This is a genomic window from Virgibacillus kimchii, assembly GCF_055379185.1.
In genome coordinates, this window is sequence record NZ_AP043951.1 from 3,293,070 (window position 1) to 3,306,432 (window position 13,363).

The window sequence follows — 13,363 nt, forward strand, 5'->3', positions numbered from 1 at the left end:
AGGGTATAACAAAAAGTGATAACATGAGAAATAGTTATCACTTTTTTTCTTCATGTGAGTTAATTGCATAATTGCTTATTTTTACTAAGTATCCGAACAATAATTAATAAAAGCATTTTATAGTTTGTTAAAACAGAACGCCAGCCTGTTGATTGGAGTGGAAGACGGCGACTCCAGCGGGAACAGCGATAGCCGAAGACCCCGCAGCGTAGCGAGGAGGCTGAGGCAGAGCCCGCGGCAAAGAAAACACGACGAAAACGAGTTTGAGTCGATGTTGCACTTGTGCCAGTGGTGAAAGCGTCCGTCTGGAGCGGAAATCAACTTTGTTCGGATTTCTATACTAACTTCTCTATTATGAAATTGATTCATGTTGAAAATGTAAGGTGTCGAGTTGTTAAGGGAGTAAAGAGGCCTGCCAGCCTGTGTGATTTACATTTGATTAGTAATGGCTGCAGGTTAAACTAGCAATAATCAATCGTTATGTACAAGCAGGAAAAATAGAAAGGGGCACTGTCATGTCAAATCAAGTTCGGGTTCGCTATGCGCCCAGTCCTACTGGTCATTTGCATATTGGAAATGCGCGTACAGCATTATTTAATTACTTGTATGCCAAGCACTTTAATGGAAAATTTATCATTCGGATTGAAGATACAGATGATAAAAGGAATGTGGAAGGCGGCGAGGAAAGCCAGCTGAAGTTCTTGAAATGGCTCGGGATTGAGTGGGACGAGGGCGCTGATATTGGCGGAGATTATGGTCCTTACAGGCAAACCGAGCGCCTGGATATTTATCAAAAATATGTCGATGACCTGATGAATAGAGGTCTGGCTTATAAATGTTATATGACGGAGGAAGAATTGGAAAAAGAGCGGGAAGAACAACGTGCCCGCGGGGAGGTTCCAAAATACTCCGGAGCCCATCGCGATCTAACGGAAGAACAAATGGAACATTTTGAGCGTGAGGGACGCAAACCGAGTATCCGAATGCGGGTGCCTGCCAATAAAACATATACATTTCACGATATTGTCAGAGGGAATATTACCTTTGAATCCAGTGACTTTGGGGACTGGGTGATTGTGAAGAAAAACGGGATTCCGACATATAACTTTGCGGTGGCCATAGATGATCATCTTATGGAGATTTCCCATGTATTGCGTGGGGAAGAGCATATTTCCAATACGCCAAAACAAATGATGGTCTATGATGCTTTTGATTGGGAAGCTCCGGCATTTGGCCATATGACACTGATTCTAAATGAAGAGCGGAAAAAGTTAAGCAAGCGTGACCAGCATATTCTGCAATTTATTGAACAATACCATAACTTAGGGTATCTCCCACAAGCCCTGTTTAATTTTATCACGCTTCTTGGCTGGTCCCCGGTCGGTGAGGAAGAGATTTTCGATAAGGATACACTAATTGACATTTTCGACCCGGAAAGACTTTCCACATCCGCCGCTATTTTTGACCGCCATAAACTAAAGTGGATGAATAATGAGTATATTAAAGCAGCCGAGCTGGACGATGTCATTTCCCTGGCCATGCCGCATCTGATTGAAGCAGGAAAGCTGCCGGAAGACATGAATGAGGAGCAGCGCGAGTGGGCGGAAAAAGTAATCGGACTGTATCGTGAACAGTTACGCTACGGGGCGGAAATTGTCGAATTAACGGAGATGTTTTTCCACGATGAACCTGTCCTGGATGAAGGAGCAATGGATGTTCTTCAGGAAGAGCAGGTGCCGGAAGTGCTGCAAGTGTTTACGGATAAACTGATTCATCTGGATGACTTTACAAAGGATTCCATTAAGGCGCAGTTTAAAGCGACCCAAAAGGAAACTGGGCATCGGGGTAAAAGATTATTTATGCCGATCAGGGTAGCTGCCACCGGCCAAACGCATGGTCCGGAACTTCCGCTGGCCATAGAATTGCTTGGAAAGGAACGGATTCTAAACCGTTTGGATAAAGTGCTGAAACAATTGGGAGCTTAATTATTCACATTCAAGAGAGAATGTAATATACTGATATGACATAGAGGTTATGCTTCAAAGATACAGGCGGGTTTTGTAACCTGCCGGCGTATGAAAAATGTTTTCGGCGGGATTAGTCATCCAGCCGCAAGTAATATATATGAACGTGGATGAGGGAAAGTAGAAGCGGAACGGTTTACACAGAGAGAATCACCCTGGCTGAAAGTGATTTTAAGCCTTCCCTTTGAAGTGCCCCTCGGAGTCTGTTATGGAAAAACTAGTACATAACAGCGGAACTCTCCCGTTATGAGAGCATGAGGAGGAAGTTTTTTCTTCAAGCAGAGTGGGACCGCGCCCTTAGCGTCTCTGTGTCATTGTACACAGGGGCGTTTTTATTTTGTGCGAATAAATATATAGGTTTTTTTATGACCTGTACGCTGATGTAAAACGCAATCTTCCGGGTTGCGCTTATTAGGTCACAGAGAGGTGTTCTATCGTACGTTACGGAGCAAAAAAAACCTAATTAGGTCACTGAGAGGTGTTCTATCGTACGTTACGGAGCAAAAAAAACCTAATTAGGTCACAGAGAGGTGTTCTATCGTACGTTACGGAGCAAAAATACCTAGATTAGGTCACAGAGAGGCTTTCTATCGTACGTTACGGATCAAAAAAACCTAGATTAGGTCACAGAGAGGTGTTCTATCGTACGTTACGGAGCAAAAATACCTAGATTAGGTCACAGAGAGGCTTTCTATCGTACGTTACGGATCAAAAAAAACTAAATTAGGTCACAGAGGAGCGTTGTATCGTACGTTACGGATCAAAAAAACCTAGATTAGGTCACAGAGAGGCTTTCTATCGTACGTTACGGATCAAAAAAAACCTAATTAGGTCACAGAGAGGTGTTCTATCGTACGTTACGGATCAAAAAAAAACCTAATTAGGTCACAGAGAGGTGTTCTATCGTACGTTACGGATCAAAAAAACCTAAATTAGGTCAAAGAGAGGCTTTCTATCGTACATTACGGATCAAAAAAAACTAAATTAGGTCACAGAGAGGTGTTCTATCGTACGTTACGGATCAAAAAACCTAATTAGGTCACAGAGGAGCGCTCTATCGGACATTTCATTGCAAAAAAACCTAATTAAGTCGTCGAGAAGTAAGCTATTGTAAAAATAAAATTAACAAAGGGAGGTTAACCTGGTGGGGATCTTTAAAAGAATGAGGGAAGATATGGCTGTGGTGTTTGAACAAGATCCGGCAGCGCGGACGAATATAGAGGTGTTTTTAACCTATTCCGGCTTGCATGCGGTCTGGAATCATCGAATCGCCCATTGGTTTTATAAAAAAAGACTGTTTTTTATTGCGCGGGCCATTTCCCAGATCAGCAGATTTTTTACAGGGATTGAAATTCATCCCGGCGCAAAGATAGGCAGACGTTTATTTATTGACCATGGGATGGGTGTTGTCATTGGGGAAACATGTGAAATAGGGGATAATGTAACAATATTCCAAGGCGTTACCCTGGGTGGTACCGGGAATGAAAAAGGGAAGCGGCATCCGACAGTAGAGGATAATGCTCTGATCTCCACCGGGGCGAAAATCCTGGGAAATATAGTGATTGGTGAAAGTGCCAAGGTTGGTGGAGGCTCCGTGGTGCTAAAGGATGTTCCGGCACATAGCACAGTGGTGGGAATCCCTGGCAGAGTGGTAAAACAGCATGGCAAGCGGGTGAGAAGGGATCTGGACCATCACAAGATTCCCGATCCGGTGGAAGAGCGGTGCAGGCAGCTGCAGCAGGAAATTGATGAACTAAAAGCAGAAATGGCAAAATGGAAAGAAGGGGAACAGCATGTCGATTCAAATTTATAATACATTAAACCAAAAAAAAGAAACATTCGTACCGCTGCAGGCGGGCAAAGTGAGTATGTATGTTTGCGGTCCAACCGTATATAATTATATTCATATTGGGAATGCGAGACCCGCTATTGTTTTTGATACCGTTCGCAGGTACTTGGAGTACAAAGGCTTTGAAGTGGACTATGTGCTGAATTTTACCGATGTGGATGACAAAATTATTAATGCAGCAAAAAAAGAAGGAAAAACCGTTCCTGAAATAGCGGATAAATATATTAAAGCTTATTTGGAAGATGTTGGTGCTTTAGGTGTGAAAAAGGCTACCCATAATCCTAGAGTAATGGATACGATGGATGATATTGTTTCCTTTATTCAGGGGCTGATTGATAAAGGCTTTGCGTATGAAGTGGATGGGGATGTGTATTATAAACCGCGTAAATTTGAAAATTATGGAAAGCTTTCCCATCAATCCATTGATGAATTACGTGTCGGCGCGCGAATCCAGGTGGGGGAGAAAAAAGAGGACCCTCTTGATTTTGCCCTTTGGAAAAAGGCAAAGGATGAGGAAATTTCCTGGGATTCTCCTTGGGGAAAAGGCCGTCCCGGATGGCATATTGAGTGCTCGGCAATGGTGAAAAAACATTTGGGAGAAACGATTGATATACATGCCGGGGGACAGGACCTGACCTTTCCGCACCATGAAAATGAAATTGCCCAATCTGAAGCATTAACAGGAGAACCATTTGCGAAATACTGGATGCATAATGGCTACATTAATATTAATAATGAGAAAATGTCCAAGTCGCTGAATAACTTTGTTCTTACCCGGGACTTGATCAATGCTCATGATCCCGAAGTGATTCGATTCTTTATGCTTAGTGTGCACTATCGCAATCCGATTAACTTTACAGAGGAATTACTGGAGAGTGCCAAAAACAGCCTGGAGAGAATTAAAACAGCTTACCACAATCTGGAACACCGGAAACAATCCAGCATGAATCTGGTGGATGATGCAGACAGCTGGATAGAGAAAATCAATGACTTTAAACAACAGTTTGAAGCTGCTATGGATGATGACTTTAATACGGCGAATGCCATATCCATCATATTTGATGTGGCGAAGGAAGCGAACCAGTATGTGCAGCGGGATCAGACTGAGACAAAAGTGATTGATGCATTTCAGGCGGCGATAGAAACCTTTCTCCGCGTATTGGGACTGGAAGTGGGCGAAGAGGAAGAGCTGTTGGATACAGAAATTGAAGCACTTATTGAAGAACGGAATGAAGCCCGGAAAAGCCGGAACTTTGCCAGAGCAGATGAAATCAGGGATCTTCTGAAGGAGAAAAACATTATTTTGGAAGATACACCACAGGGCGTCCGCTGGAAGAGAGGCTAATTATGGCACATGATGTAAAACAGATGAAAAGCCTGGCGCTTGCCTATATGGGGGATGCTGTATATGAGGTGCATATCAGGGAACATTTGCTGAAAAAGGGGCAGGTGAAGCCCCAGCACCTTCACAATCGGGCGGTTCAGTTCGTTTCCGGGAAAAACCAGGCGGATATCCTGTTGCATTGGCTGGAAACCGACTTTTTAACAGAGGAAGAAGAACGTGTGGCGGCAAGAGGAAGAAACGCGAAGTCCGGCACCATTCCGAAAAACATCTCTGTTCAGACTTACCGCTACAGTACAGGATTTGAAGCATTAATCGGTTATCATTACTTGAGTGAAAATAAAGGACGGCTGTCCGAATTACTCCAGGAAGCTGTTTCGTGGATCGAAGAAGGGAGAGAGCAGCATGAGCGAGGAAATAATCATAGGTAAAAATGCGGTCATCGAAGCATTAAAATCAGGTAGATCGATCAATAAAGTGCTCCTCAGCAAACAGCTGAACAATTCCATGCAGGGAAAACTTATGCAGCTGGGGAAAGAGGCGGGCACCATCGTGCAGAAAGTCCCAAAAAGCAAATTGGACCAGATTTCTGCTAAAAACCATCAGGGCGTCATCGCTTATGTTGCTTCCTATACTTACGCAAATCTTGATGATTTGTTTAAAGCGGCAGATCAAACAGGAGAAGCTCCCTTTTTTATAATTTTGGACGAGCTGGAGGACCCCCATAATCTGGGTTCCATATTAAGAACTGCAGATGCTGCAGGAGCACATGGGGTTATCGTTCCGAAACGCCGTTCTGTTGGTCTGACCCAGGCAGTCGCCAAAACAGCTGCAGGGGCAATTGAATACGTTCCTGTAGCAAGAGTCACAAACATTGCCAATACCATTGATGAATTAAAAGAAAGAAACGTTTGGGTTGTTGGTACAGAGGCGGAGGCTGCAGAGGATTACAGGAAGCTGGATGGAACCCTGCCAATCGCTGTTGTCATTGGAAATGAAGGAAAGGGTATCAGTCGTTTAGTGCGGCAGAAATGTGATTGGACGGTAAACCTGCCGATGAAAGGGAAGGTATCCTCGCTTAATGCATCTGTAGCATGTGGTTTACTGCTTTATGAAATATACCGGAAAAGACACCCGGTTGGTGAGTGATATGGATGTATTGCTTGTAGACGGCTACAATATGATCGGAGCATGGGACGAACTCAAGGAACTGAAGGATAAAGATATTGGCCAGGCAAGAGACCGGCTGATTGAAATGATGGCCGAGTATCAGGCTTTTTCCGGCGACCGCGTTATCATTGTTTTTGATGCCTATGAAGTGAAAGGAACAATGAAAAAGACAAAAGCCTTTAAAGTGGAAGTAATTTATACGAAAGAAAAGGAAACAGCAGATGAACGGATCGAAAAGCTGGTAAAACAGCTGAAGAATATTGAAACCCGTGTTTATGTAGCCACATCAGATTATGCGGAGCAGCGGACAATCTTTGGACAGGGTGCATTAAGAATATCCGCCAGGGAATTATTGATTGAAGTAAGAAATGTGCAGAAAAAAATTAAAGAAGATATCGAAATCCGAAGAAAAGAGCCTATCCGGTCTAAAATCGTGCTGGATGAGAAAATATTGGACAAATTCGAGAAATGGCGGAGGGGAGATATGTAGGAAAAAGGAATCATTTCCCGCATTCTCTCCTTTTGCCGTATTGACTAGCTTTAAGCGCTTACTGTATAATAACTCTACACTGAACATTATTAAGAACGATCTTTTTTAGGGACTGTCATTATTCGAGCTTCTTTTAATCCGGTTGCAGGTAATTGGATATAGGATCGGTCGAGAGTTCTATTCTATGTATCTAAGTTACTATTTTTTTGATATGAAGTGTGTTTATATCGGCAAGGCAAGTTAGCCCAGCCCGCTCCAGCGCCTTTGAAATTGACTGTGTTACTTTGGGGGGTCCATCCTAGTGAATGTCAAGCAAGTAGAAACAGACCAGACCAATTTGCATATGCTTGATGATGAAGAGCTTCTCCGCAGAATTCATCAAGGAAGCAGTCATGCACTTGACGTGATCATGCATAAATACATAAACTTTGTACGCGCGAAAGCACGCACATATTTTTTAATCGGTGCAGATAAAGAGGATATCATTCAGGAAGGGATGATAGGTTTATATAAAGCAATCCGTGATTATGACGGGGAAAAGCTTTCTTCTTTTAAAGCGTTTGCAGAGCTGTGTGTAACAAGGCAGATTATTACTGCCATTAAAACAGCGACGAGATTTAAGCATATGCCGCTCAATTCCTATGTTTCGCTGGACAAGCCGCTTCGTGATGAGGATAAGGACCGGACTTTAATGGATGTCCTTGTTGGTTCCAATGATATCGATCCACAGGAGCTGCTCGTCAACCGGGAAAACCTCGGTGATATGCAGCTTAAATTATCGGAACTCTTGAGCAGACTGGAAAAGCAAGTACTCCAGCTTTATTTGGAAGGGTGTACTTATCAGGAAATTTCCGAGGAATTAAACCGACATGAAAAGTCAATCGACAATGCCCTTCAGCGTGTGAAAAGAAAACTGGAACAGCTGCTGGATACAAATGAATTCTCCTCCACTGACATTGACATGGGGTAGACAGGCATGCTACATTAAAAAAGATTGCAGAAAATAGTTGAAAAACCATGTGGAGTGAAAACATGAGTGAAAAAATTGTTCTGGCCTGTTCAATTTGTGCAAGCAGAAATTATACAACAAGGAAAAATAGATTAGCCAATCCCGAGCGGATGGAAGTAAAAAAGTTTTGCAAAACATGCGGTGAGCATACATTGCACCGTGAAACAAAATAGATATTGTGTGTCGAATGCATACGAGAATAGAGAATCAGGCAAAGTTTGGGGGTACAGCCATGTTTAAGTTCTTAAAGAACGTTTCCAGAGAAATGAAGAAGGTTACTTGGCCAAAAGGAAAAGAATTAACAAATTACACGATTACTGTTATCGCTACAGTAGCATTTGTGGCATTGTTTTTCTTTATCATTGACCTGGTAATCTCACAGCTTTTGAATCTGCTTTAATAAAGGCAATTCGTGAACTTATAAATATATCATCATGGCTGTGTTCAACAGATTGCTGCAAACCAGATAAAAACAGCCGATCATAAAGGTTTTTGCTTTTTTGCTAATAAATAGAAAGATTATATGCTATAATATAATTGATTTCATAAAAACCCGCAGTGACGGGTTTTTTAAATTGGTCAGAAAATGTTTTTCTAAATGAAATTTTCGAGGGAATTAATCCTGGCCAAAAGGTTTAAACTGTTTATATAGTGCCCATAAATAAGAGAGATTGCCTTTTTTCAACGGTTAAAATAATGCCAGAGCAATAGGGCAATTATCTTACACATAGATTACAAATCCACCAAGGGAGGGAAGGACAGCTTGTTTGTCCTGTTATAATGGAGAAAAATTGGTATGTTGTTCACACGTATTCCGGCTATGAAAACAAAGTAAAAATGAATTTGGAAAAAAGGGTGGAAACGATGGGCATGGAGGATAAGATTTTCCGTGTGATCGTCCCCGAAGATGAAGAAACTGAAATGAAAGACGGTAAAAAGAAAGTGACGAAGAAGAAGTTTTTCCCCGGCTACGTGTTAACCGAAATGATTATGACCGATGACTCGTGGTATGTAGTTCGGAATACACCCGGTGTGACAGGGTTTATCGGCTCAAGTGGCGGAGGAACAAAACCTACCCCCTTATTGCCGGAGGAAGTGGAAAGTGTCCTTAAACGAATGGGTGTTAGTGAGACGGCTGTTCAGTATGATTTTGAAGTGAAAGATAACATCCGTGTGAAAGATGGCCCGTTCGCCGAATTTTCCGGAACGATCGAGCAAATTGATGCGGATAAGCAAAAAGTGAAAGTGCATGTCAATATGTTTGGCAGGGAAACGCCGGTGGAACTTGATTTTACCCAAATTGAAAAACTGGATTAATTTTGGCAACATGTCTTGCATAAAATAGCGATTCATGCTAAAATTCTTTTGTTATTCATACTCCCGTTTGAAGGAGAGTTTGAAAGCATGAGTGGGAGGGGAAGACCCTGTGACCACATCACGGACTTTAAGGAGGTGTGTCTCGTGGCTAAAAAAGTAATTAAACTGGTAAAACTGCAAATTCCGGCAGGTAAAGCAAACCCTGCACCACCGGTAGGACCTGCATTAGGTCAGGCGGGCGTGAATATCATGGGATTTTGTAAGGAATTCAACGCACGTACACAGGATCAGGCCGGTATGATTATTCCGGTTGAGATTACGGTGTTTGAAGACCGTTCATTTACATTTATTACAAAAACTCCACCTGCAGCTGTTCTATTGAAAGATGCGGCTGGCATCGATACGGCATCAGGTGAACCAAACCGTAATAAAGTCGCTACAGTAAAACGCGATAAAGTAAAAGAAATTGCCGAAACAAAAATGCAGGACCTGAATGCTGCCAATGTGGAAGCAGCAATGCGCATGGTAGAAGGAACTGCAAGAAGCATGGGAATTTCGATTGAAGATTAATTTATTATAGGTAAATAACCGGGTTGCGACGGTATTTTCATCGCAGCCTTTTTCGTGAAAGCCTTCCGGGCACTACATTGTTCTCGTGGCTTTCACGGGGGCGTTTTAGTGATTATCTAAAAATGTTCGCCTTTGTCATCTGGAAAAACAATTCGCTGTTTTTCCAAGTGGGAGGTTCTACCGTTATAACCACAATATGAGGAGGAAATAAAATGGCTAAAAGAGGAAAGAGACATCAGGAAGCATTAAAGCTTGTTGATCGTTCTAAATCATATGATATTGAAGAAGCAATTAAATTGGTAAAAGAAACAGCCAAAGCAAACTTTGATGAAACCGTGGAGGCGGCATTCCGTCTTGGGGTGGACCCGAAGAAAGCGGACCAGCAAATCCGCGGAGCTATGGTGTTGCCGCACGGAACCGGTAAAACACAGCGCGTTCTTGTATTTGCTAAAGGCGATAAAGCAAAAGAAGCGGAAGAAGCGGGAGCGGATTATGTCGGCGAATCTGATTACATTAACCAAATTAACCAGGGATGGTTTGAATTTGATGTGATCGTGGCGACGCCTGATATGATGGCTGAAGTTGGTAAGCTTGGCCGTGTGCTTGGACCAAAAGGGTTAATGCCAAACCCGAAAACCGGCACAGTTACGTTTGAAGTAGAAAAAGCGGTCAAAGATATTAAAGCCGGTAAAGTAGAATACCGGGTGGATAAATCTGCCAACATCCACGTTCCGATTGGAAAAATTTCCTTTGAAGATGAAAAGTTAAAGGAAAACTTTGCAGCACTTGCCGAACAGATTGTAAAGGTGAAGCCGCAATCCTCAAAAGGAACGTATATGAAGAACGTTTCTGTATCATCTACTATGGGTCCAGGAGTCAAAGTGGATGTTTCTCAATACCGTTAATTATTGGTATTGACTTTTCGGTGCTCATTCGTTATACTGAGTGACGTTATAATATGAATACGTTGTACCGTAGACAGCAGGGGCTGAATTTGCTTAATATCCTGCCGAGGTGTTTTATAAACAGATTGGTTAAACCAATGATGGTTACCATTGTTTCCTAAAGCCCCCTCTGTCTGCAGTGGGAGCTTTTCTTATACGGTATGATAAGAGTTGCCAAACAGGAGGTGGAAGAATGTCTGCAAATATTGAAGCAAAGAAAAAGCTGGTAGATGAGATTACTGAAAAATTCCGTGAAAGCCAAACTTCCGTTGTTGTTGACTATCGTGGTCTTAATGTTGCTGAAGTAACCGAACTGCGAAAACAACTGCGCGAAGCAGGAATTGATTTTAAAGTCTACAAAAATACTATGACGCGCCGGGCTGCTGAAGCCGCGGAATTAAGCGACTTAAATGATACATTGGTTGGACCGACTGCCTTAGCATTCAGCAATGAAGATGTAGTGGCACCGGCAAGAATTTTAAATGACTTCGCCAAAGATCATGAGGCGCTGGAAATAAAAGGTGGCGTCATTGAAGGAAAAGTAGCCACGATGGAACAGTTGAAAGAGCTGGCTAACCTGCCAAATTACGAAGGTATGGTTTCCATGTTGCTTAGCGTGCTTCAAGCACCGATGCGCAACTTTGCTTATGCTGCAAAATCAGTGGCTGATCAAAAGGAAGAGGAAGGCGCTTAAGCGCATCCGTTGCAGTTCAGGAATAACAAATCCGGGCCATCCATTTGGTCAGGTAAATTTATCACATTAAAAATACAGGAGGAACAAATCATGGAAAAAGAGCAAATTATAGATGCGATTAAAGAAATGTCCGTGTTGGAATTAAATGATTTAGTAAAAGCAATCGAAGAAGAGTTTGGTGTAACAGCTGCAGCACCGGTAGCGGTAGCAGGCGGCGGTGGCGGCGGAGAAGCTGCTGAAGAACAGACTGAATTCGATGTAATGCTTAACGCTGCTGGGGATTCAAAAATTAAAGTAGTTAAAGCGGTACGTGAAGTTACCGGTCTTGGATTGAAAGATGCGAAAGACCTGGTTGATAATGCACCAAAAGCGGTTAAAGAAGGCATCGCAAAAGAAGAAGCCGAAGAATTAAAAACAAAGCTTGAAGAAGCAGGTGCAGAAGTAGAAGTGAAGTAGTTTTAGCAAATATAAGCTCGTCGTAAATAACGGCGGGCTTTTCCATCTATTCAGCACGGGCAGGAAACTCCCGCTTATTATATCTACAGGGACAAGATGCCATGTCAGCTGTTGAAAATCTCTTGATTCACATTTACAGTGTGCAGGAGGTCCATATAATGGGAATAAGAATCAGTTGATTACGGTATTGAAATATAAGTTTCCACCGAAAAAATTTTACCCAATCCGGCCATAAGCCTCATACCTCCGGAAACTAGATAAGGCAGCCGAATTTTCTTGCACGTTAGGAAAGCATAAAATTTTAGCTGAGAGGTGGAATCGAGGCATATAAAATTTTTAAGTCCTAAGTATAAGAAAAACTAGCGCATTCCCCTGAAAGGCAAGCGAATGCGGGTTTTTATAAAAAGTAGGTGCCAAATGACAGAGCATTACTTTTCTCAACAACCTCAATCAAAAAGTTCACCAAAGACATGGGATTTTTCATTAAAGGGAAAAAAATATACATTCACGAGTGATGCGGGCGTATTTTCAAGAAATGAAGTCGACCCCGGATCACATCTTCTTATTGACAAATTTCACCCACCGGATGCTGCCGGCGACTTATTGGATCTTGGCTGTGGTTACGGCCCAATAGGAATTACCCTGGCCGACTCCTGTCCGGACAGGAATGTTGTAATGGCAGATGTGAATGAAAGGGCATTGGAGCTTGCGGAAAAAAATGCACATGCAAATAAGGTAAAAAATGTGGAGTTTGTGAAAAGTGACAGCCTGCAACACCTTCAGGGAAGAAATTTTGCGGGTATCGTCTCCAATCCACCGATTCGCGCAGGGAAAAAAGTAGTGCACAAGATGTTTGAAGAGTCTCAAAAAGCCCTGGTGACAGGCGGAGAATTATGGATTGTTATCCAGAAAAAGCAAGGTGCCCCTTCTGCTAAGAAAAAGCTGCAGGATTTATTTCATGAAGTGCAAACTGTAGCACGTAAAAACGGATATTATATTTTGAAAGCTGTTAATGATTGATTTGTACTGCGCACTATGGTAAGATAGATAAATGCTAACATGGGGATATCCTTGTCAAGAGATATCTTCATAAAAATGTAATGTATAGATCGTCGGTATTTGGGAACAATGGTAAAATTGGCTAAGCTGGATACCTATCGCTGTTTTTGGGGTATTAACGTATTTGGCCTCGAAAAAAAGGTATCTGACAAACCGGACTCACAGCCTTCATCTTCTCATATTGCGGGTTAATGCAATACAGTGTGTTTCCGGCAATATGCATGTCTATGACTTGAGTTCGAAAAACAAACTGAAGCATTATCTTTGGTTTCGTTTTCTTGTTTTTTCAGGTGGGAAAGCTGGAGGCTTTTTTACCTGTATAGATACATGGATTGCAGGTTCGGGACATGAGAGAAATTTTCGAACCAGGGCTTTCGTTATTAAAGGTTGGCGACAAGCCAGGTTTTCTAATATAGTAGTTCATCTACCATAATAAGTA

15 protein-coding genes and 2 other annotated features are annotated in these 13,363 nt (G+C 42.3%); all 15 genes read left to right on the forward strand.

Annotated features, from left to right (window positions below):
- Window positions 1-515 precede the first annotated feature (515 nt).
- A complete protein-coding gene (gltX, locus tag ACZ42C_RS15805; RefSeq protein WP_461181525.1) occupies window positions 516-1,985 on the forward strand; it encodes a glutamate--tRNA ligase in 1,470 nt (489 codons plus the stop codon).
- A 137-nt stretch (window positions 1,986-2,122) separates the two neighbouring features.
- Window positions 2,123-2,335: a binding site (T-box leader), on the forward strand.
- 833 nt (window positions 2,336-3,168) lie between these two features.
- Entirely contained in the window at window positions 3,169-3,837 is a 669-nt protein-coding gene (gene cysE, locus ACZ42C_RS15810; protein ID WP_461181524.1) for a serine O-acetyltransferase, read from the forward strand.
- The gene (gene cysS / locus ACZ42C_RS15815) at window positions 3,818-5,218 is read left to right on the forward strand and encodes a cysteine--tRNA ligase (RefSeq protein ID WP_461181523.1); all 1,401 of its coding nucleotides are present in this window, start codon (window positions 3,818-3,820) and stop codon (window positions 5,216-5,218) included. Before cysE ends, cysS begins: the two co-directional genes overlap by 20 nt.
- A gap of 2 nt (window positions 5,219-5,220) precedes the next feature.
- Window positions 5,221-5,646, forward strand: a complete 426-nt coding sequence (locus tag ACZ42C_RS15820) for a Mini-ribonuclease 3 (protein WP_461181522.1) — start codon at window positions 5,221-5,223, stop codon at window positions 5,644-5,646.
- Entirely contained in the window at window positions 5,621-6,364 is a 744-nt protein-coding gene (gene rlmB, locus ACZ42C_RS15825; protein WP_461181521.1) for a 23S rRNA (guanosine(2251)-2'-O)-methyltransferase RlmB, read from the forward strand. Before ACZ42C_RS15820 ends, rlmB begins: the two co-directional genes overlap by 26 nt.
- Window position 6,365: 1 nt before the next feature.
- A complete protein-coding gene (locus ACZ42C_RS15830) occupies window positions 6,366-6,875 on the forward strand; it encodes an NYN domain-containing protein (protein ID WP_461181537.1) in 510 nt (169 codons plus the stop codon).
- A 301-nt stretch (window positions 6,876-7,176) separates the two neighbouring features.
- Entirely contained in the window at window positions 7,177-7,845 is a 669-nt protein-coding gene (sigH, locus tag ACZ42C_RS15835) for an RNA polymerase sporulation sigma factor SigH (protein WP_461181520.1), read from the forward strand.
- Between the two features lie 62 nt (window positions 7,846-7,907).
- On the forward strand, window positions 7,908-8,057 hold the full coding sequence (gene rpmG, locus ACZ42C_RS15840) for a 50S ribosomal protein L33 (RefSeq protein ID WP_461181519.1): 150 nt from the start codon (window positions 7,908-7,910) through the stop codon (window positions 8,055-8,057).
- A 59-nt stretch (window positions 8,058-8,116) separates the two neighbouring features.
- On the forward strand, window positions 8,117-8,284 hold the full coding sequence (gene secE, locus ACZ42C_RS15845; RefSeq protein WP_461181518.1) for a preprotein translocase subunit SecE: 168 nt from the start codon (window positions 8,117-8,119) through the stop codon (window positions 8,282-8,284).
- A 380-nt stretch (window positions 8,285-8,664) separates the two neighbouring features.
- Window positions 8,665-9,201, forward strand: a complete 537-nt coding sequence (gene nusG, locus ACZ42C_RS15850; protein WP_461181517.1) for a transcription termination/antitermination protein NusG — start codon at window positions 8,665-8,667, stop codon at window positions 9,199-9,201.
- A 144-nt stretch (window positions 9,202-9,345) separates the two neighbouring features.
- Window positions 9,346-9,771 carry a 50S ribosomal protein L11 gene (gene rplK / locus ACZ42C_RS15855; RefSeq protein WP_461181516.1) on the forward strand — a complete coding sequence of 142 codons (426 nt, stop codon included), beginning with the start codon at window positions 9,346-9,348 and terminating at the stop codon, window positions 9,769-9,771.
- Between the two features lie 212 nt (window positions 9,772-9,983).
- The gene (gene rplA, locus ACZ42C_RS15860) at window positions 9,984-10,676 is read left to right on the forward strand and encodes a 50S ribosomal protein L1 (RefSeq protein WP_461181515.1); all 693 of its coding nucleotides are present in this window, start codon (window positions 9,984-9,986) and stop codon (window positions 10,674-10,676) included.
- A gap of 49 nt (window positions 10,677-10,725) precedes the next feature.
- Window positions 10,726-10,877: a sequence feature (ribosomal protein L10 leader region), on the forward strand.
- Window positions 10,878-10,908: 31 nt separating this feature from the next.
- Entirely contained in the window at window positions 10,909-11,409 is a 501-nt protein-coding gene (gene rplJ / locus ACZ42C_RS15865; protein WP_461181514.1) for a 50S ribosomal protein L10, read from the forward strand.
- A gap of 90 nt (window positions 11,410-11,499) precedes the next feature.
- Entirely contained in the window at window positions 11,500-11,865 is a 366-nt protein-coding gene (gene rplL / locus ACZ42C_RS15870) for a 50S ribosomal protein L7/L12 (protein ID WP_461181513.1), read from the forward strand.
- Between the two features lie 417 nt (window positions 11,866-12,282).
- The gene (locus ACZ42C_RS15875; RefSeq protein WP_461181512.1) at window positions 12,283-12,885 is read left to right on the forward strand and encodes a class I SAM-dependent methyltransferase; all 603 of its coding nucleotides are present in this window, start codon (window positions 12,283-12,285) and stop codon (window positions 12,883-12,885) included.
- The last annotated feature ends 478 nt before the right edge of the window (window positions 12,886-13,363 follow it).

Coding starts and splice junctions, on each gene's coding strand:
- gltX (WP_461181525.1), top strand. CDS start 516: ATGTCAAATCAAGTTCGGGTTCGCTATGCGCCCAGTCCTACTGGTCAT.
- cysS (WP_461181523.1), top strand. CDS start 3,818: ATGTCGATTCAAATTTATAATACATTAAACCAAAAAAAAGAAACATTC.
- ACZ42C_RS15820 (WP_461181522.1), top strand. CDS start 5,221: ATGGCACATGATGTAAAACAGATGAAAAGCCTGGCGCTTGCCTATATG.
- rlmB (WP_461181521.1), top strand. CDS start 5,621: ATGAGCGAGGAAATAATCATAGGTAAAAATGCGGTCATCGAAGCATTA.
- ACZ42C_RS15830 (WP_461181537.1), top strand. CDS start 6,366: ATGGATGTATTGCTTGTAGACGGCTACAATATGATCGGAGCATGGGAC.
- rpmG (WP_461181519.1), top strand. CDS start 7,908: ATGAGTGAAAAAATTGTTCTGGCCTGTTCAATTTGTGCAAGCAGAAAT.
- secE (WP_461181518.1), top strand. CDS start 8,117: ATGTTTAAGTTCTTAAAGAACGTTTCCAGAGAAATGAAGAAGGTTACT.
- nusG (WP_461181517.1), top strand. CDS start 8,665: ATGGAGAAAAATTGGTATGTTGTTCACACGTATTCCGGCTATGAAAAC.
- rplA (WP_461181515.1), top strand. CDS start 9,984: ATGGCTAAAAGAGGAAAGAGACATCAGGAAGCATTAAAGCTTGTTGAT.
- rplJ (WP_461181514.1), top strand. CDS start 10,909: ATGTCTGCAAATATTGAAGCAAAGAAAAAGCTGGTAGATGAGATTACT.
- rplL (WP_461181513.1), top strand. CDS start 11,500: ATGGAAAAAGAGCAAATTATAGATGCGATTAAAGAAATGTCCGTGTTG.
- ACZ42C_RS15875 (WP_461181512.1), top strand. CDS start 12,283: ATGACAGAGCATTACTTTTCTCAACAACCTCAATCAAAAAGTTCACCA.